Annotated in this window: 19 protein-coding genes; 9 read left to right on the top strand and 10 right to left on the bottom strand. The window is 69.0% G+C overall.

Going from position 1 to position 17934, the window contains the following annotated elements; all coding sequences use genetic code 11:
* Positions 1 to 116: 116 nt before the first annotated feature.
* Positions 117 to 1055: a MerR family transcriptional regulator gene (locus ACWC2T_RS33595; protein ID WP_450674110.1), complete on the bottom strand. Its 939-nt coding sequence runs from the start codon at positions 1053 to 1055 to the stop codon at positions 117 to 119.
* 71 nt (positions 1056 to 1126) lie between these two features.
* Here ACWC2T_RS33595 and ACWC2T_RS33590 point away from each other — a divergent pair, with 71 nt between their 5' ends.
* Together ACWC2T_RS33590 and ACWC2T_RS33585 are read left to right on the top strand one after the other, a co-directional pair.
* Positions 1127 to 1633, top strand: a complete 507-nt coding sequence (locus tag ACWC2T_RS33590) for an NUDIX hydrolase (protein WP_450674109.1) — start codon at positions 1127 to 1129, stop codon at positions 1631 to 1633.
* 40 nt (positions 1634 to 1673) lie between these two features.
* Complete coding sequence (locus ACWC2T_RS33585; protein ID WP_450674108.1) at positions 1674 to 2450, top strand: methyltransferase domain-containing protein; 777 nt, start codon at positions 1674 to 1676, stop codon at positions 2448 to 2450.
* Positions 2451 to 2571: 121 nt separating this feature from the next.
* On the opposite strand, the gene ACWC2T_RS33580 is transcribed toward ACWC2T_RS33585, so the two are convergent.
* From ACWC2T_RS33580 to ACWC2T_RS33570, 3 genes are read right to left on the bottom strand one after another with little or no spacing between them, the layout of a single operon-like run.
* The gene (locus tag ACWC2T_RS33580; protein WP_450674107.1) at positions 2572 to 3369 is read right to left on the bottom strand and encodes an ABC transporter permease; all 798 of its coding nucleotides are present in this window, start codon (positions 3367 to 3369) and stop codon (positions 2572 to 2574) included.
* The gene (locus ACWC2T_RS33575) at positions 3356 to 4303 is read right to left on the bottom strand and encodes an ABC transporter ATP-binding protein (protein WP_450674106.1); all 948 of its coding nucleotides are present in this window, start codon (positions 4301 to 4303) and stop codon (positions 3356 to 3358) included. The genes ACWC2T_RS33580 and ACWC2T_RS33575 overlap by 14 nt, the downstream gene beginning before the upstream one ends.
* 58 nt (positions 4304 to 4361) lie before the next feature.
* Positions 4362 to 5351: a hypothetical protein gene (locus ACWC2T_RS33570; protein WP_450674105.1), complete on the bottom strand. Its 990-nt coding sequence runs from the start codon at positions 5349 to 5351 to the stop codon at positions 4362 to 4364.
* 81 nt (positions 5352 to 5432) lie between these two features.
* Between ACWC2T_RS33570 and ACWC2T_RS33565 the strand changes: the two genes are divergently transcribed.
* From ACWC2T_RS33565 to ACWC2T_RS33555, 3 genes are read left to right on the top strand one after another with little or no spacing between them, the layout of a single operon-like run.
* Positions 5433 to 5744 carry a helix-turn-helix transcriptional regulator gene (locus ACWC2T_RS33565; protein ID WP_450674104.1) on the top strand — a complete coding sequence of 104 codons (312 nt, stop codon included), beginning with the start codon at positions 5433 to 5435 and terminating at the stop codon, positions 5742 to 5744.
* Complete coding sequence (locus ACWC2T_RS33560) at positions 5741 to 5908, top strand: hypothetical protein (RefSeq protein WP_450674103.1); 168 nt, start codon at positions 5741 to 5743, stop codon at positions 5906 to 5908. The genes ACWC2T_RS33565 and ACWC2T_RS33560 overlap by 4 nt, the downstream gene beginning before the upstream one ends.
* An 8-nt stretch (positions 5909 to 5916) precedes the next feature.
* Positions 5917 to 6582, top strand: coding sequence for a hypothetical protein (locus tag ACWC2T_RS33555; RefSeq protein WP_450674102.1), 666 nt, complete (start codon positions 5917 to 5919; stop codon positions 6580 to 6582).
* 1 nt (position 6583) lies between these two features.
* Here the strand turns inward: ACWC2T_RS33555 and ACWC2T_RS33550 are convergent, their stop codons facing one another.
* On the bottom strand, positions 6584 to 7252 hold the full coding sequence (locus tag ACWC2T_RS33550; RefSeq protein WP_450674101.1) for a TetR/AcrR family transcriptional regulator: 669 nt from the start codon (positions 7250 to 7252) through the stop codon (positions 6584 to 6586).
* Between the two features lie 734 nt (positions 7253 to 7986).
* On the opposite strand from ACWC2T_RS33550, the gene ACWC2T_RS33545 reads away from it, so the two are divergent.
* The gene (locus ACWC2T_RS33545) at positions 7987 to 8889 is read left to right on the top strand and encodes an NADP-dependent oxidoreductase (RefSeq protein ID WP_450674130.1); all 903 of its coding nucleotides are present in this window, start codon (positions 7987 to 7989) and stop codon (positions 8887 to 8889) included.
* 75 nt (positions 8890 to 8964) lie between these two features.
* On the top strand, positions 8965 to 9603 hold the full coding sequence (locus ACWC2T_RS33540; protein WP_450674100.1) for a KR domain-containing protein: 639 nt from the start codon (positions 8965 to 8967) through the stop codon (positions 9601 to 9603).
* A gap of 574 nt (positions 9604 to 10177) precedes the next feature.
* Here ACWC2T_RS33540 and ACWC2T_RS33535 read toward each other — a convergent pair.
* Together ACWC2T_RS33535 and ACWC2T_RS33530 are read right to left on the bottom strand one after the other, a co-directional pair.
* Positions 10178 to 10519 (bottom strand): hypothetical protein, encoded by a 342-nt coding sequence (locus tag ACWC2T_RS33535; protein ID WP_450674099.1) that lies wholly within the window; start codon positions 10517 to 10519, stop codon positions 10178 to 10180.
* A 312-nt stretch (positions 10520 to 10831) separates the two neighbouring features.
* Positions 10832 to 11059: a hypothetical protein gene (locus ACWC2T_RS33530; protein ID WP_450674133.1), complete on the bottom strand. Its 228-nt coding sequence runs from the start codon at positions 11057 to 11059 to the stop codon at positions 10832 to 10834.
* On the opposite strand from ACWC2T_RS33530, the gene ACWC2T_RS33525 reads away from it, so the two are divergent.
* Complete coding sequence (locus ACWC2T_RS33525) at positions 10970 to 11632, top strand: DJ-1/PfpI family protein (protein WP_450674129.1); 663 nt, start codon at positions 10970 to 10972, stop codon at positions 11630 to 11632. The genes ACWC2T_RS33530 and ACWC2T_RS33525 overlap by 90 nt on opposite strands.
* A gap of 606 nt (positions 11633 to 12238) precedes the next feature.
* Positions 12239 to 12562, top strand: coding sequence for a hypothetical protein (locus ACWC2T_RS33520; RefSeq protein WP_450674098.1), 324 nt, complete (start codon positions 12239 to 12241; stop codon positions 12560 to 12562).
* A gap of 1425 nt (positions 12563 to 13987) precedes the next feature.
* Here the strand turns inward: ACWC2T_RS33520 and ACWC2T_RS33515 are convergent.
* The 3 genes from ACWC2T_RS33515 to ACWC2T_RS33505 all read right to left on the bottom strand — a co-directional run bounded on the left by ACWC2T_RS33515 (position 13988) and on the right by ACWC2T_RS33505 (position 17558).
* Entirely contained in the window at positions 13988 to 14719 is a 732-nt protein-coding gene (locus ACWC2T_RS33515) for a dienelactone hydrolase family protein (RefSeq protein ID WP_450674097.1), read from the bottom strand.
* A 251-nt stretch (positions 14720 to 14970) separates the two neighbouring features.
* On the bottom strand, positions 14971 to 16122 hold the full coding sequence (locus ACWC2T_RS33510) for an ARPP-2 domain-containing protein (protein WP_450674096.1): 1152 nt from the start codon (positions 16120 to 16122) through the stop codon (positions 14971 to 14973).
* The gene (locus ACWC2T_RS33505) at positions 16119 to 17558 is read right to left on the bottom strand and encodes a hypothetical protein (protein ID WP_450674095.1); all 1440 of its coding nucleotides are present in this window, start codon (positions 17556 to 17558) and stop codon (positions 16119 to 16121) included. The genes ACWC2T_RS33510 and ACWC2T_RS33505 overlap by 4 nt, the downstream gene beginning before the upstream one ends.
* Positions 17559 to 17934 lie beyond the last annotated feature (376 nt).

The raw sequence follows: 17934 nt of genomic DNA, 5'->3' as shown, positions 1-17934 counted from the left end.
GAGTTGGAGACCGCAGCGCGATCAGTAGTACGCGATCCCCCATTGGCCGATGGCATGTGACCCGGTGGCTGGCGGTGCCGCATCTGCACAGGTTCCGCGCCGGTTCGGCTGCTGCATCATCGGCTCGTTCGTATCCTCAGCGCCTCGACGGACCAGTCGATCACCGGCTCCACGGGTTCCGGTGCCGGCCAGCCGTTGATCACGGCGAGCAGGGCGAAGTACCGGTCCCTGCGTGGATCCTTCGCGGCTTCCAGTCGTTGCAACAGCCAGTCCCGCAGCAGGGCGTCGTTGGGACGGCCGACGGCGAGCGCACATCCTGCGGTGAGCGTCGCGACCACGGGATCGGCCTGCGGCGAGTCAGGGCTGATGCCGGATGCCACGGCAGCTTCCACGAGATCGCGGGTGACGGCGACGACGTCCGGGCGTGGCGGCGTGGGCGCTCCGTCCGGCAGGTCGGCGATGTGGTCCTCGACCAAGCTCCGTACACCGGCACGAAAGCCTGCGTCCAGGGACAGCTCCGCCAACTCCACCCATGCTTCGATCTGTTCCTGTGTGGGGCTGTCGGGTAGCTCGGGTGTCATGGAGCGCCGGATCGCGGCATGGCCTGCCTCACTGTGGCGGCCGTCGAAGACCGCGTCGAGGAATTCATCGGCCAGGCGGCGCCTCTCGGCCTCTGACATCATGGCGAGCCGGTGCATGCGCCCCATCTCCTCGAAGGTGGGCTCGCGTCTGGCAGCAGTGGTCAGCACCGCTTGTCGCAGACGCAGGGTGTTGATCTGTACGTCCAGGGCGGCGGCATGTGCCGCGGCGACCTGGCTCAGCGTGAGCTTCTGATCAGTGACGTGCCGGATCACGTCGAGGCCGAGGCCCAGCTCGCGCAGCGTCCGGACGAGGGCCAAGCGGGCGATGGCGTCCGCACCGTAGTGGCGGTATCCGGCGGGTGTGCGATGGGCCGGCGCCACGATGCCGCGGTCGGAATAGAACCGGATTTTCTTGACCGTCAGCCCGGTACGCCGAGCCAGTTCGCCGATCGAGTAGTGGGTGTCACCGTTCATGGCTGAACCTTCATGTCTCCCTCCACGGGAGAGTCAAGTCCGGGAGCACCCCGTGGATAGCATCGGCGCTCATGGGCCTGACAAAGCGGTGGACTTCCCGTGTTCTCCTCATGGACGGCGACGATCGCCTCCTCCTGCTGTGCGGCCGTGATCCGCGTGTTCCAGGGGCACGATGGTGGTTCACCGTCGGTGGCGCTGTCGAGGAGGACGAGGACTACCTTCAGGCCGCCGTGCGCGAGGTATGGGAGGAGACGGCACTGTGTCTTTCCGTCGAGCGGTTGAGTCCCGTCGTCTGGACCCGGCAGACGATCTTCAGTGTCGACGGCCAGACCTTCGACCAGTACGAGGAATACCGTCTCGCCCGGGTCATGGCGGACGACGTCCGCGCGATGAACGTCCGGACGGAGGAAGCCCGTTACGGACATCGTTGGTGGTCGACAGCTGATCTGGCCACTACCAGGGAGGTCGTTCGCCCGAAGAATATGGCCTCTCTCCTGCCCGACGTACCGACGGCCGTCGACCTGGGCCGACCCCCTGTGCATCTGGGCAACTTCAACGAAGACACCGATCCGGAATAGCGCGCCCCTTATGCATCGCGCAGTTGGTTGACTTGAGCGCATGACGTCCTCCGCGTTCGAGACGACCAAACCCGATTCCGTCACCTATCTCGACCGGCTCGCCACTAGTGATCTCGGCCGCTCCTACAAGCGCCGCATGCTCGACGCACTCGATCTGCGTGCCGGGCACAGGGCGCTCGACCTCGGTTGTGGCCCTGGTACCGACCTCGAGGCACTCGCCCGAGCGGTCACCCCGGCCGGCGCCGTCATCGGCATCGACCAGGACAGGGCCATGGTGGACGCCGCCCGGACACGCACCACCGGTCAGACCGTGGTGGACGTCCGGCACGCAGACATTCACGACCTGCCGATGGCCGACCGCACCGCCGACCGCGCCCGCACCGACCGGGTCCTGCAACATGTGGCTGATCCCCCGGCGGCGCTCGACGAGATCCACCGAGTCCTGCGGCCAGGCGGTCGCCTCGTCATGGGCGAGCCGGACTGGGAGACCCTGGCCGTCGACCATCCGGACAGCGACCTGACCCGCGCCTACACCCGCCATGTGGCCGAACGTGTGGTACGCAACGCCGGCATCGGCAGGCAGCTCGCACGCCTGGCGACCGAGAGCGGATTCACCGTGCCCGAGGTCATCCCGGTCACTCCGGTCTTCCGCGACCTCGGAGTCGCGGACAGGATTCTCGGCCTGGAACGCACCACTCGCCGGGCGGTCGAGGCCGGGTACTTCAGCGACCAGGAGGCGGAGGCCTGGCTGAGCCGGCTCACGCAGGGTCCGTTCTTCGCGGCGGTGACCTTCTACATCGTCGTGGCCGAGGCGTAGCCGCGTGTAACGGATACTGCGGTAGAGGCGGCCGGCGCGGCGGTGTCCGCCGTGTCGCCGGCGGTGGCAGCTCGCAAGGAGGCATCGTCGCGGAGGTCGGGCATCGCGGGCACATCGGGTGTCATGCGGCGGGGTCCCGTCGCAGCAGCACGAGGGCGGCGGCGCAGGTGGCCAACGCGCTGGTGGCGATCTGGACCACGATGCCGGTACCGAGGTGCGCGTTGCCCGTGGAGTCGAACAGGTGGTTCCAGTCCTGCCAGTAGTGCATGGGCAGGGCGACCTGCACCACGTGCAGGGTGCGCGAGCCGTTGAAGAGGCTTCCAGCGATCACGAAGGCCACGGCGGCGCCGAGGGCTTCGATGCCACGGGGCAGGAGGAGCCCCAGGGCGAACGCGATCGTCGCGATGCTCAGCATGCACAGCAGGCAGTAGCCGGTGGCCAACAGGACACGGGCGGCCGTCTCACCACCGGTGAGATTCGGAGCGCCGACCACATGGAACGGGTGCCAGCCGAAGACGGCGAGGCCGACGAGTAGGCCGGCCGTCAGTACGCACAGGGTGGCCATCACGGTGAGGACGGTCAGGGCGCCGAGTTTGGCCGCCAGAAGGCGGGCTCGGCTCACGGGTGCGACGTAGAGGTAGCGCAGGGTTCCCCACTCCCGGTCGGACGAGGCGATCGCGGCGGCCGGCAGCGCCACCATGATCGGAAGGAGCAGCGGCTCGATGAACGCCATGCTCGCCATGGCGTGGTTGAGCGCGGAGTAGGGGGAGGCGCCGAACAGGCCGGTCTGACGGCCGTTGCGGTGTCCTGCGTCCGAGGCGAACGAAAGGCCGGCCATGACAGGGACCGCGGCCAGGCAGGCGAGTACGACGAGGGTGCGGATCCGCAGCAGTTGGGTGGTCAGTTCAACGCGCAGCACGCTCACCGTCTCCCTCGGTCATGGTCAGGAACGCCTCTTCCAGGGACTTGCTCTCCTGCTGTACGGACGTGACACCGACACCCTCCGTGACCAGCGCGTGGACGAGGTCGCGGGAGGGCACACCGGGCGCCGTGACGACGATCTCATCCAGCCGTGTCATGACCGTCACAACACCGGGCAGCGCGCGCAGGACGGCGGCCGCCCCCTCCGTGTTGTCCACCTGGAGGCGGTAGGTGCCGGCGGCGCCGAGCAACTCGTCCATCGGTCCGGCGGCGATCAGCCGGCCGTGGTTCAGCACGACGACGTGGCTGGCCAGTTGCTGTACCTCGGCGAGCTGGTGACTGGAGACCAGTACGGCGGCACCTCGCCGGGCCAGTTCGCCCAGGTACTCGCGCAGGGCCCGGACTTCGCCAGGGTCCAGTCCGTTGGCCGGCTCGTCCAGGATGAGTACGTCCGGTTTCCGCATCAGGGCGTGGGCCAGCATCAGCCGCTGCTTCATACCCATCGAATAGCCCTTGACCCTGCGGTCGAGCGCCTCGCCGAGCCCGGCGAGGTCGAGGGCGTCGTCCAGTACGGGAGGTGGCCATGCCTGCCCCGTCGCCGACCACAGGAGTCGCAGGTTGGCCCGGCCGGTGAGGTGCGGCACGCATGCCGGGCCGTCGATGAGCACGCCGACGCGGCTCAACACGCCCGCGCCCAGGCCGACCGGCTCGCCGAGGACGGTCGCGCTGCCGGTGTCCGGGGACGACAGGCCGACCAGCATGCGCATTGTGGAGGTCTTGCCCGCTCCGTTCGGGCCGAGCAGCGCGCAGATCTGGCCGGCTTCCACGGCGAAGCCGAGCCCGCTGACAGCCTGCCTGCGCCCGTACCGCTTGGACAGGTCACGGGCGCAGATCATCGGGGCTGTTTGTCCGTGTGCCTTGGATGGTTCCATCGTCCCGCCTTTCACCGGTGCATACCGGAACATCGGAATTCTTTTGGGAGGGCAGCGATCACGCAGAAGCGGCACCGTCGCGATCGTGAGGCGAGGCACCGTGCGTGCGGGCAAGCAGGAGAGCTGCCGTGATCACGGACGTGACCAGACCGGCGCCGAGCGTGAGAGTGACCAGGGCCGGTACGGACGTCAGCGATCCCGATCCGAAGACGGGCCACAGCATGTCGCGGAACGCCGTCGCCACGCTGATCGCGACGCATCCGGCGACCAGCGACGCCTCGCCGATACGGCGGAGCCGCGTGCGCGGCGGACGCGCGATGAATCCGGCAATCGCGTTGCTGATCACACAGAACGCGAGGTTGGAGGTAGCCGCGACGAGCAGAAACCAGGCGATGAGCAGCGGATCCGTCCAGCGTTCGCCGATGGCCTGCGCACTGGTTACCGCCGTGGCTGCCAGCACGCTCAGCGCGACGAACACGGTCATCGCGCGGCGGCGCACCCAGGCCGTGGCGTCCGGACCGACCCGACGCCGCAGCACGGGAACGCGTCGGCAGACGATGACGGCGTCGCCGAGCCAGTCATTCCGCCAACCGCCGCACAGACCGCGCCGACGGCGCCCTCGCACGAGCGACGCAGCTGCCACCACCGTAAGCACGGAGTTGACGACCAGCCCGCTGATCAGTACCGATGCCCATCCCGAGACCGAGAAAGGGCTCCTGGCCACGACCGCGGCCCACTCGGAGGCCAGCGTGAGCCCGGCTAGTGTGAGCATCGCCCCTGCCGCACGCACCGTCTGCCGCGCCCGATCCGCACCGCCCGGCGCCCGCCACACGAGCAACCGCAGCGCGATCGCCAGAGCGAGCATCGGCACCGTGAACTGAGCCAGAGACACCATCACGTCGTACGGGTCGTCCTGCCACGGGCTCGCCGCCCTGACCGTCTTGTCCTGGGTCTCCAGCACCGTCGACGCCTCGAACACAGCGGCCACACCAAGGCTCACCCAGACCACGGCCGAGGACACCCGCCCGTTCTCCTCCATGGATTCCATGAGCAACCATAGTACGCACCTCGTACTACGTGACAAGTAATATCGCGGCTCGTAGCATGAGGACTCGAGGCAGGGAGCCCCATGCACAGCAACGACGCCCAGATGCTCGTGCTCACCGTCCTCGCGGACGGTCCGCCGCACGGATACGCCATCAACACCGCGATCGAGGAGCTGGCCGACCGCAGACTCGGCCCAGGCAGCCTCTACGGTGCGCTGTCCCGGCTGGAGGGGCGCGGGCTGATCCGGCCCGCGGGCGAAGAGAGCGAAGCCCAGGAACGGCACCGCACCATGCGGATCACCGACGCGGGCCGTGACCAACTGCGTGCCAAACTCGAGCAGATGGCCCGCATCTCCGCCGCCGGCCTGCGCGCACTGGGGATCACCCCGGCATGAACGCGGCCGTGCTGCTGACCCGGCTATACCCGCCGGCCGTACGCGAGCGATGGGGCGAGGACATCAGCCACGAGGTGTCCGCCGCCGGAATCCGCTCCTGGCCCGACACCGACAAAACCCGCGTACTGTACCTCTTCAGCTCTTCGGCAGCGCCGAACAACTGACACTCGACGTGGCCGCCGAAACCTGCACGGCCCTGCGCTACTACACCAGCCCCAACGGCACCACAATCACGCAAGAATGTGCACGCGCCGACGAAGGCTTCGCCCGAAACGGTGATGCAGCCCTGAGTGGCCGCACCCAACGAGCCAATTTCGCGTCGGAGCAGGAGGACTACGAACGCCTGCGCGCCGGAGGCGCAGCCCACGACACCGGTGCCTCGGGCCCTCCGGTATCCGGCCACACGTCCCACCGCGACGCGCGGCAGGCGCTCGCCATGGCCGACGGATCGACCTCGCGGACTTTCGGCCGGCTGAGTGGGAACGGGCCGCAGCCATGGCTGACACCGTCCGGCGCGTCGCCCAAGCGCTACGCCACCGAACCCAGTTCCGATCTGCCCCAAGTACTTGCTGACGCAGCGGAGTTGCCGCCGCCATCGGTCAGCTCCGCGCCGAGGGCTCGGCAACAAGGAGGAGGGCGTCGCCCGGCTCTCCCGCTACCAGCACATCACTTCCTGGGCCGCTACCTGTTCGACATCAAGGACAGGGGCCCCGACCAGGTCCTGTGCCCCTTGCGCGATCCGGACGCGCCCCAGGACGGCGACGAGGAGGAATCGGCCCGGTCTCAGTCGGTTTCGAAGGCGTCCTCAGCAGGTGCGGGTAAGACCGTCAGCCAATGACCTACGCCGGTCGGGTGAGGAAGCCGTCGATGACGGCATCGACGGCGAGGCGGAATCGCTCCTCGACGTCGCCGGCGACGAGCTGGGCGGCGTGAGCGGTGATGAGGGGAAATGTGTCGGGCGACTGGGCGGTGAAGTGCCGGTAGAGGTCCTCGGCCTGCTCGCGGTGGCCGACAGGCCGCGCTTCGGCTTCGATGGCCGCGTGGTTCACCAAGGTCGCGAGGATGTCGGTGGCCCATGCCGCGTCCTGGGGGGCAAGTCCCCCTGCGAGGAGGATGGCCAGCAGATTCTCCAGCAGGCACAGGCTCGCTACGCTCCTGGGCGGTTCGGCCATGGTTGTCATGGCGATGCCGGGGTGGGACGCCAGCGCACTGCGCAGGCGCCCCAGAAGCGTGTGCAACTGATCGCGCCAGTGCGCCGGATCCACGGGCTCGAGTTCGACCATCGCGAAGATGCGGTCCTGCATGGCGTGGAGCAGGCCCTCGCGGTTAGCCACGTAGACGTACAGCGAGGCGGGCCCGGTGTCCAGCGCAGCGGCGACCCGTCGCATCGACACGGCCGACAGTCCCTCTGACTTCAAGATCTCCAGGGCCGCGTCGACGACGGCCTTCTCGCTGAGCGGCGGCTTGGCCGGACGGTCGCGGGTCGAACGACGGCGGGTGGGGGGCATCGAGGTTCGGCCTTCCAGGAGGGGAGCAGGAGCAGCACCCTAAGCGGCTGCCACTCCATCTTAAACGAACGCCGTTCGTCATGTACGGCGTTCGTGACGTACGCTGTTCGTGATGCATCGGCACGCCCGACGCGGCCTCCCGTGGGCCCCTGGGCCACTCCCACAAGGACCCCCATGAACCCCATCTCCCTCCACACGTCCCCAGACACGCGCTACCGCCTTCTTCGCCGTCCTGCTGATCACCGGCGCACGCTTGAAAGACACCCTTGGCCCCCGCCGGTTGTCCCTGGTCGGCTCAGCCGGGTTCACCTTCTTCTCAGCAGCCTGCGCCCTCGCGCCGAACATCGGCACGGTCATCGCCTTCCGGACCCTCCAAGGAAGCGTTCGGCGCGCTGATGATCCCGCAGGGTCTCGGCCTGCTGAAGCAGGTCTTCGACGACGACGCCGCGTTCAGGAAGGCGACCGGCTTGTGCTCGCCCTCACGCTCTCCGGCGCTCCCCATGCCTCAAGCTGGGACCTCGCGCCCGGCCTGCTCCTCATCGGCACCGGCGCGGGCGGCAGCATCGGACAGCTCTTCTGGTCCATCCTCACCAACGTGACCATGGACCAGGTCGGCTCCGCCTCCGGCGCCGTGGAGGCCATGCAGCAGCCTCGGTCTCGCTCGGGGTCGCGGTCCTGGGCATCGTCTTCTTCTCTTCCAGTGTGTTTGCTTGCCGTTCAGAGCGGAGTCCATGATGAAGTCAGTGCAGTTCAGCCGGTTCGGTGGCCCTGAGGTCCTGGAGATCGTGGACGTTCCCAACCCGCACCCGGGCCCCGGCCAGGTACGCGTCGCGGTACGCGCCGCCGGCGTCAATGCCAGTGACTGGAAGAAGCGCGCCGGCCTCATGGACGAAGGGCTGCCGCAGACACTGGGACACGAGGCGTCTGGCGTCGTGGACGAGGTCGGTGAGGACGTCACGGACGTGGCCGTTGGCGATCGCGTGGTCGGCCTGTCGGAGCAAGGCGGCGCCCAGGCCGAGCTGGCGGTGCTGTCCTTCTGGGCGCCGCTGCCTGCGTCCGTCGGCTTCGCCGAGGCTGCAGCGCTGCCGACCGCGGTCGAGACGGCTGCGCGCGGGCTCGACCGGCTCGGCGTGGTCAGCGGCAGCCTGCTCCTCGTCAACGGCGCATCAGGAAACGTCGGCAGCACCGCAGTCCAGCTCGCGGTGGCGCGCGGTGCGCGGGTGATCGGCACCGCCAGCCCGGCCAGGCACGCGTACGTGCGAGCACTGGGAGCCGAGCCCGTCGCCTATGGCGAGACCCTCGTGAAGGAGGTCCGCGCACTGGCGCCCGACGGCGTCGACCGGGCCCTCGACGTCGCCGGCAGCGGAGTGCTGCCCGACCTCATCGATCTCGCTGGCGGCCCTCAGCATGTCGTCACCCTCGCCGACTTCGCCGGCGCCCAAGAGCACCAGGTGACGTTCAGCCGCGGAGACGACGGCCGCGCCCTCTACGTACTCGCCGAACTCGGCGAGCTCATCGAAACCGGACGCCTCTCACTCCCCCAGGTGCACACCTTTCCCCTCGACCAAGTCGGGCAGGCACACCGCCTCGGCGAGACCGGTCGTGCGGACGGGAAAATCGTCCTGATCAACGCCTGAACCAGAAGAAATGGAGACGCCTCACGACGACGATCCCTCACCGGCCGGCTCGGCGTTGGCCCCTGCCGGGGGGCCATGGCAGGCGGATGCCGAGCACTGCGCGGCGACACCGCCTACGTCCCCCGCCTGGCCCCCTGCTCGCAAAAGCCATCCCCCGCCCAGGTCAACGGCAGGCGTCGCCGACAGGCGCAACACACCAGCACTCCATACGGGCAGGGCACAAACGCGACCCGCCTCCGACCTGCCACGCCTTCGACGCCGCCGACCGCCCTCTCCCTCGACGCCACCGTCCTGGACCCCGACGGCACCATCCTGATCACCGGCGGAACCGGCACCCTCGGCTCGGTCCTCGCCCGCCATGTCCTCGCCGTCCACGGGGCGCGCCGCCTCCTGCTGGCCAGCCGAGGCGGCAAAATCGCCCCGGCGCACAAGAACTCACCGCAGGACTCAGTGAACCTCTTTCACCCTGTGCCTCAGGCGAGAAAGGGGCTGGTCAGGTGCGGTGACATGACGAAGCCCCTCGTCGTTGGTGCGGTGATCTCACTCAACACGCCATCGGCCAGGGGCTTCGTTGGTTCCGTAGCGGCGGTCACCCTCTCGGGTGACGATGAGTATGTGACCCTCACTCGACCAAGGCGTGCGGCAGGTCGAGTGCTGCACAATACGGAACCAACATGGCTCCACTGCCGGTGGGTTGAGATTCCAATGACTTGACGGTAAGAGAGGCAGTCAGCCGCCGGTGTGTCATGAGACACCCCGCAGTCTGGAGAAGGACGCCTGCCGGGCCCAACTCACCGTGTACTCGGGCGGGCGAGTGCCTAAGCACCCCCTCCACCCCCACACCCCGCCTTCAAACCCCAGACACACCCCCCTCCCTCACGGCGCAGACCCCGCCCGACCAGCTCCTGACGACGGGCGGAGCCAGACACCACCGGTCCCGCCCCATACCCCGCCTTGTCGATCAGTGTCGAGCCGGACAAGGGCGCCGGCGAGGGGGGTGGCGGCGATGCGGCGGCGTCCGGCGGACCAAGGCCCGGTCAGATGGCAGGCCGCGGTCGTCCCGTGCGGGTGCAGGCGCTCGGTGAGGAAGGCGAGGATCTCGTCGCGGGCCGCGCGGTAGGCGGCGAAGCGCTGCCCAGTGCACCAACGGTCGCCCTCGAAGCGGTAGGCGATGACGGTGAGTTGGTCGCGGCGAGCCGGTCGCGCACCGCACGCGCGTCCGCCGGGTCGAGTTCGAGTCCGCCGGGGTCGTCGAGCAGCAGCGACAGGTGGTTGACCACCGGGACGATCACCGCTGACTCCAGGGCCATGGTGAGGGCGATGTTGCCGGTGAAGCACAGGCCGATCGCGCCCAGCCCCGGCCGGCGCCGACACAGGCGCGGCGGATGACCTCCCGGCCGCCCTCGACGGTAGGGAAGGCATCGTCCGTCCCGAACAGGGAGGGCACATGGACGGTGAAGCCCACATCCCACACCCAGCGCGCGAGCCGCAGAACATCGGGACTGATGCCCGGCATCTCGGGCAGCACCACAACCGCGGGCCCGGCCCCGGCCACGTACACCGTCTTCTCCACCCCCTCAACGGCCACGCTCCGGCTGGTGAAGTCGGTGATCGGATCGTCGTCGCTCATGGATCCAGCCTGTCCTCGGGACCGGTCGCCGGTGAGGGGCCAGATCGCCAAGATCAGGGGTAATCTCGCGCAACCGCGAGACAGGCGAACTGTACGCGGCCGGCGCCCCGGGGCCGGCCGGGGGCATGAAGGGGCATGGGGGCGATTAACAAGACGGCGCGGCAGGCGGCGGACGGTGCGGGTCCATGCCGACGGACCGGGTGAACTGCGGGTCGGGGTTCTCGCGTGCCCGGGCTGCTTCGCCTCCGAAGTGTTCGGCGTCCCCGTCCTGTTGACGATGGCCGGGCATGTCGCCGGTCCGGACGCGGCCGGCTACCGGGTGTCGGTTCTCTCGCCCCGCAGCCACATCATCGCCTCGGGCGGCGCGAGCCTGGACGTGCGGACCTCGACGCGCGGCTCTCCCGGCTCTCCCCCGAGGTCGCAGCGATCCGCGGGCAGGCCGCCGCCGGCATCGCCGTCGTTTCCCTCTGCGTCGGCGCGTTCCTGCTCGCCGAGGCCGGACTCGTCGACCGGCGTCGGGCCACCACCTCCTGGCTGCACGCCGGCGAGTTGGCCAGGCGCTGCCCCAACACCGACGTGCGGCCCGAGCAACTGGTCGTCACCGACACGGCTGTGACGACCACGGCCGCCTTCAGCGCCATGTACGACCTCGCGCTGGACCTGATCCACCGGCACAACGGCATCCGGGTGGCTCGCGCCACCACACGGTTGGCGCTCCTCGACGACGCACGGACCTCCCAGACCCCCTACGTCGCCGCGCAGCTCCTCCCGCAGCCCGGCCGCGAGTTCTCCCAACAGGTCATGCGGCAGCTCGACCAGAACCTCGCCGAGCTGTACGACCTCGCCGCACTAGCGGGCACCTTCCAGGTCAGCACCGCACACTGCTGCGCCGCTTCGCCGAAGAGACCGGACACAGCCCCCTGGCCCATCTGCAGGCCTCCCGGGTCCGCCGCGCCCGCCATCTCCTGGAGACCAGCTGACCACACCGTCGCAGCCATCGCCGGGGCCGTCGGCTACCAGGACCCCGGCACCCTCGCCGCCCTCTTCGCCCGCCACACGGGCCAGCGCCCCAGCACCTACCGGGCCACCTTCCACCGCACGCCCCGGGCCTAGGTGTCGCACGGCCTTCGCGGGCCGCCGCCGCGTCCGGGATTGCGGTGGCTGTCGACATGGCCGGTGTCTTCTTCGGCGCACCGGCCGCCAAAAGCCCAAGGACAAGTACGAGAGACCGCGAAGTGCAGGAACGCCTCATTGTCCTACTCTCGGCAATCGCAGAGCACCTCCATGCCGCCGCGCCCGGCAACGAAGTATGGCTCGACCCGATCCGGGGGGTAAGTGTGATCGTCAGCCTGCCACACAAAATCGAGAGCCGCTGTACGCGGCACGACTCATCGATATGCGTCGCCGTGAGACGAACTCGTCGCCCCTGCAGGGAAGTTTCCTCGGCATTCCTGGTTCAGCGCCGCATGACCCATGCCGCCTCGCTCTCGTGGCACAGCCACATGGGTGGTTCTGCGCGGAGCGCCTACGCCGGCATCCGGCCTCGCGATGCCTTGACCGCGCAGGGCACTTGGGTCGGCCACGAGGCTGACGACCGTGATCGTTGATCAGACGATCCGGCGTGCCGACGAGTAGACAGCAGGCATTTACGCATTAACCTCTCGTCACCTTATGACGTGGCGGATCGCGTACGCGTCCGCTTAAACGCTCGGAGAAGACATGCGCAAGCCTCGCAAGACCGCCGTCGTGGCCGTCCTTCTCGGCACCGTCGGCTTCCTCGGCACCGGCACCGCCTACGCCCACGGGCAGGGGCACGGACATGGGCACGGGCACGGGGACCACGGTCGAGAGAGCGAGACGGTCCTCATCAACCAGAAAACCTCATGCACTACGGCCGACAAGAACGTCGACGTACAGGGCGAGTCCGGGTTCGAGAACGGCCGACAGGGCAACCGGTCCAACGGCAAGGGCTCACCTGGCGCGCAGAGCACCAACCTCGGCTCAGACCTGGGGTGCAACAACACTCTCGTCCTCGGCAAATAGCCCACATGGGTCCCGGCGCCGAGCCGTACACCCGGCGCCGGGGCTGGGGCCCTGCGCGTGCCCCGCGTGTCGTTCGCAGAAGAGCGCGCCGAGACCGACTTCACCCAGCGGCGGCCCGCAGGTCCCGGGGGCACCCCGCGACTCGTGCCGAGGAACATCCGGCAGGCCCTCGACGGCACGTCTTGACGAAGTGAGCGAGCTGCAGCCGCCGACCAGGCCCCGGGCCCCTATGTGTTGAGTCGAGGTCGAAGACCAGTAGGTTCGTGTCGTCGACCTGCTCCCATGTGGTGAACGACGCACTGGGCCGGGACTTGTTTCGCCCAGGACGAGCCGGCGGGAGCCGTCGTCGGCGTGGCATTCCCCCACGCCGATCGCAGTGCCGCGATCCCCGCACGGACCGTCGCATGGATCCCAGCCCGCCGCACCGTACCCGGCGGCGCCCCCAGCCGCGGCGAGCCGACGGCAGCCGAAGACGCCCAGTCCCCGGTCCACCGCCAGCATCGGGACACGTTTCCGCCCGCCGCGCAACGAGCGCGCCGGGTCGCGGGTCGAGAGCGGAGCGGTCGACGAGTCCGAGCCGGTGCATGGGCGGTGTCGTGGGGAACCGAGCACACGCTTACCACGACGCCGTCCAGTCCGTCGGCCCTGGTCCGTGCGTCCTGGTGCCCGGCCGAGCCTTGCACGTCCGAGACCACCAGGGTCGCCGTCCGTATCAGCTCCTCGTAGCCGTGCTCGGACAGCCAGTTGAGCTGCTCGCGGACGGCGTCCAGGTACTGGTGCCGCGTGGTGGACGTGAGGACCAGGTGGTCGACCCGCCCGAGCAGGGCGCGCAGGCTGTCCTGCGGGGGCAGGAAGGTGCCGCTTGCGTCGACGACCAGCGTGCCGAAGGGCCTCAGCAAGTCGACGCCGCGTCGCACAGCGGACGTGTCCAGGCGGACAGGAGTGCCGGCGGGTACCTGCCCGTAGAGGAAATGCGCCCCCGAGAGTCAGTGCGCGAGCCCCAGCCGCGCGGATGGGACGGCATGTGTCCCTGGCCGTCGGGAAGCCCGGCGGTAACGGCCGGGGCGTCTGCCGCATTCGACGCACTCGGCCTCACGGTCGGCTCCCCGCACTGGCCGCCGCCTGACCGGGCGGGACAGCCCTCGGCGCGCGCATCCGGGGGGGGCAGACACTGGCAATGTACGACTGACTGGGGCGACGTTGATCTCATCAGGCGCCGGACGCATTGCTGCGGGACAACGCGGGTCGCTGGACCATCCACGACCAGGGCAGCACGTTCGGTTCATGGCTTCGGGCAGCGTGGGCCCCTGCCGAATTGGCAGGGGCCCACGGCACACACAGCACAGGAGCGCCGGGACCTTTCCTCGGCGAGCAGCATCCTGGTCAGCGCGGCTTACCGTCTGCTGATGGTCTGACGGCCCGGCGTCACTTCAGGTGCCGGGTGAAGAACTGGGCCGCGGCGTCCCCTGCGAACTGCGGGACGCCGGTGTGCCCGCCGAGATTGGCGTGCAGGGTCTTCTCCTTGGTCCCGAAGGCGTCGAACAGGTCCAGGGCCGCCTGCCGGTCGTTCCCTTCGTCGTCCCACTGCAGGAGGACGTGCAGCGGAATGGTGACCTGGCGGGCCTCCTCGAACATGGCGCGAGGTACGAAACTCCCGGCGAACAGAACGGCGGCCGAGATGCGCGGCTCGACCACCGCCAGCCGGATCCCGATGGAAATCACTCCCCCCGAGTACCCGACCGGGCCGCCGATCCCGGGCAGTGAAAGGAGGGCGTCCAGGGCGCCCTGCCATTCCGGGACCGCCTTTTCGACCAGCGGGAGGATGAGGGCGTCGATGATCTCGTCATCGACCGGCTCACCGGCCTCCAGCGCCCGGCGCAGGTCGGCGCGGGCCTGCTCGGCGGCGGTCCAACGGGGACGTTCACCGCTCCCGGGGAGCTCGATGGTGGCCGCGGCGAAGCCCTCCGCCGCAGAGTGCCGGGCCCGCGCCGCCAGCCGGGGGTACATCTTGTGCAGTCCGCCGGGGTGGCCGAGCAGGATCAGCGGCGCCGGTGCGGATGCGGACGGGGGCGTCCACAGGATGCCGGGGATCTCGCCGAGGGTGAATTCGCGCTCGAGGACACCGTCGTCGAGACGCTGTTCAGAGGTGAAATGCATGGTCGTGCCTTTCGGGATTGCCCTGACGGCGCTCCCGGACGGCCTACCGCCCGACCGTGACCCCGGAGGGGAGCACCCATGTCGATACTGCGTTCACGGGTACCACCTCCTCGAATCCCTAGCACGGCCTTGGGAAACGTAGCAGTGTTCGCGGTTGCCGCCAAACGAGTTCTTGCGCGAGGTCCGTGGTCGGATGCCAACGAGTCGGAGCACAACGCCGGGCTCCTTGGGGCCAGTTGATGCTGCCGCGCTCATCGGGTCCGGTTTCGTGCTTGCTTGCGGTATCCGTACAAGACGTCCTGGCGGAGCAGGTAACCGAAGCCGGCAGATTCCAGGCGCAGACCCAGCTGAGCCTCGTTGATGCCGAGATCGGCTGCGGTGTTCGCCAGGTGCCAGTCGTTGGCGGCAAGCCTGCTGAGAAGGTGACCGCGACGGACCTGGGTCTCGGACAGGCGAAACGTCTTGAGGTAGGCGATCCTGCCCCCGTCGTCGATGATGGTCTCACCGATGTGGTTCTCCTGCTTGGGACGGAACGGCGGCAGGAAGCGGGAGAGGGTGAAGCGTCCCATCCGATAGACCGTCTGCCAGGTGTACGTGTGCTCCAGCAGGCCGGTCGCCATGGTTGTGTCGTGGAATTGTGTCCAGGCATGTTCCTGCTCGGCAACTGCCGTGCGCAGGTGGGCCAGGGAGCGGATCTGCGAGTCGGGGATGCGGGCCCGGAAGTCCGGCACTGGCGGCATCAGGGTGGCGTAGTGGTGGATGAGTTCGCCGTACAGGTCCTGCAGGAGCGTTGGGTGGAGTGCGCGGTAGTCGTCGGGATGCGGGACCGCGAACGCGGCAGCGAGCGCGTCGGCGACGTAGACCAAAACGCCGCACTGGTTGGGATGGATCTCGAAGATGCGCAGTGCGTCGGCAAGTCCGCGTACTTCGGCACCCGCATAGGCTTCCTCGACGCGAGGGGAGAGCCCCTGGCGGATGGCACGCTGCGACCACTCCTCCCAGGCGGTCGAGGGGCCGCCGAAGTGCAGTGCCAGGTAGCCTTCCAGCGCCAGGTGCATGGGAAGGAACCGCAGCCGGTCCTTGGCCTGACGGCGGGCCATTCTGCGGTGGAAGCGCAGGCCCATCGTGGCGACGGGAGCCGCGTGGCCGTCGACGCAGAGCTGGGTGCCGTAGGCGGCTGCAGGCGTGCCGTCACCGGTCCACGTGGCGACGAATCCGTGCGGGATGTAGGAGACATAGGCGTGGTGCGGGCCGACCTCGACCAGGCCGGCCACGTCGCCGTAGAGCTGCGAGTGCAGACGGAGATCGTCGATGGGTTCGTCCCGTACGAGCGGCACCAGACGGACGGCACCCCAGACCTGGGACGGGCGGGTGGCCAGGCCGGTCAGGTCCAGCGTGGTCATCGCGCCTGCTCCTGCTGGTGTCCGCTCAGCATGCGGGCCGCACGAGTGTCCATGTAGGTGATCAGTTCGGCCAGGCCGGTCCGGCCTTCCGCGAACTGGGCGAGTTCCACCAGTGCGGGAAGGTCCTCGGCGTCACGGATGCCCGCAGTGGGCACCGTCCCGGACAGTCGGCGGACCTCGAAATCGGACGCGTCGTAGACAGGGTTGAGATGCACGATGCTGGTGCGACGCTCGAGGTCGAGCCGGGTCCGCCAGATGCGCAGCACCTCGGCGGCCAGGCCGGGAGGTGCGTTGTCCCATCCGTCGGAGACGATCACCAGCCAGGACGGGGTGGTGTCCAACGCGTCGAGAATCCGCAGGCCCAGTGGCGTCGGCCCGTACGGATATGTCAGCAGCGCGTCGGTCCGCCCAGACGTCCACAGCCCGGTGTAGGTGCCGGCAAGGGCCGCGAGCAGATAGTGGCAGGCCAGCGCCACGGCCAACGGTCGACGACGCTTGTGAACGGAACCGAAGGCCGAAAAGCTGTCGTCCAGAACAGCGGTGACCTTGCCCCAGCTCCCCCGGTGGGAGCCGGCCACCCGGTCGGCGGCCGATTCCAGGGCATGGGTCAGCTCGGCACGTCGGCGCAGGCGCTCCTGGACCGGCAGCGAAAGCACGTAGGTCGCCAACCGGGTCAGCGGCATCCCGGTCAGGTCGGTCTGCACCGCTGTGGTCCCGCGCTTGTGCGCGGACTCCTGCAACCGCAAGGTCTCCAGGCGGGTCATCCGCGGGGCTATGCGCTCCAGGAAGACATGCCGGGGTATGCCGTGCTTGGCGGCGAAGCCCTCGGCAGCCGTATACGGCAGCTCATACAGGGCGGCCTGCTCGTAGTGCGCGCGGCGCCACGTCTCCAAGAGGGGTGTCGCATAGTGCGGGCGGGTCAGCGGCGCGAAGACGAACGCCCCCAGCTCTTCGGTGGCGGGGGCCAGGTGTGCGTGGCGCAGGGCTCGCTTGAGGCTGCTGCGGTACTTCACGGCATCGAAGGCCAGGTCCGGGCGGGCGGACAGCCAGTCACGCATGATCGCGCGGGTGCGACGGTTGTTCACCCTGGCCCGGCGCAGGGCATCGAACAGTCCGTACACGCGTTGTGGCGGCAGCGTCGCGAGACGGGACGCGATCAGACGGCCCTCGCTGCGGCGCTGGTCGGCCGTGGCCTCACCGGTGGTCTCCAGCAGGCGCCGGATGATCAGGACCGCGTTGTAGTCGTTGATGTCGAGCGCGAGGACCGCGGCGTACAGGTCACGGTAGTTGCCAAGCATGTAGGCATGCAGAAAGTCCAAGGACAGCCGCTGCTCGTCCGCGTCGCTGTGGAATTCACGCTGGCTCGTGGAGGTGATCGACGCATTGACGAAGAGCAGCACATCGTCGGCTGCGACGAGGTCCGCGTACGAATCCATCCCATTCTTTCCTCAAGGGTGCGGAGGCCGGCCGGGGAATGGGGGCACGAGCTGCGAATCAATGCTTCAGAGGCAGGTTCCGGAAGTCGCGCCGGAGTCCCGCGGCCGGCCACAGGACCGTAACAGAGCAGGCCACATGCCCTCTACTGACTTCTCCTGCCGGCTGGCACGGGGCGCTCCCCGGACGCCGGCTGGAAACCGAGCTGGGTAGCGCGATGCGCGGCGAGGCCGGGCAGTGCGAGGCAGGCAGTGAGGGTTCGGCCCATGTGCTCCCCGCAGGCGCGGGGATGGCCCCCACGACGTGTCCACGTAGCCGTTGCAGAGCAGTTGCTCCCCAGGCATGCGGGGACGATCCTGCGACCGTATCGAAGCCCCA

It is taken from the genome of Streptomyces sp. NPDC001393 (genome assembly GCF_053597455.1).
This window is presented reverse-complemented; position numbering and strand designations above follow the sequence as displayed.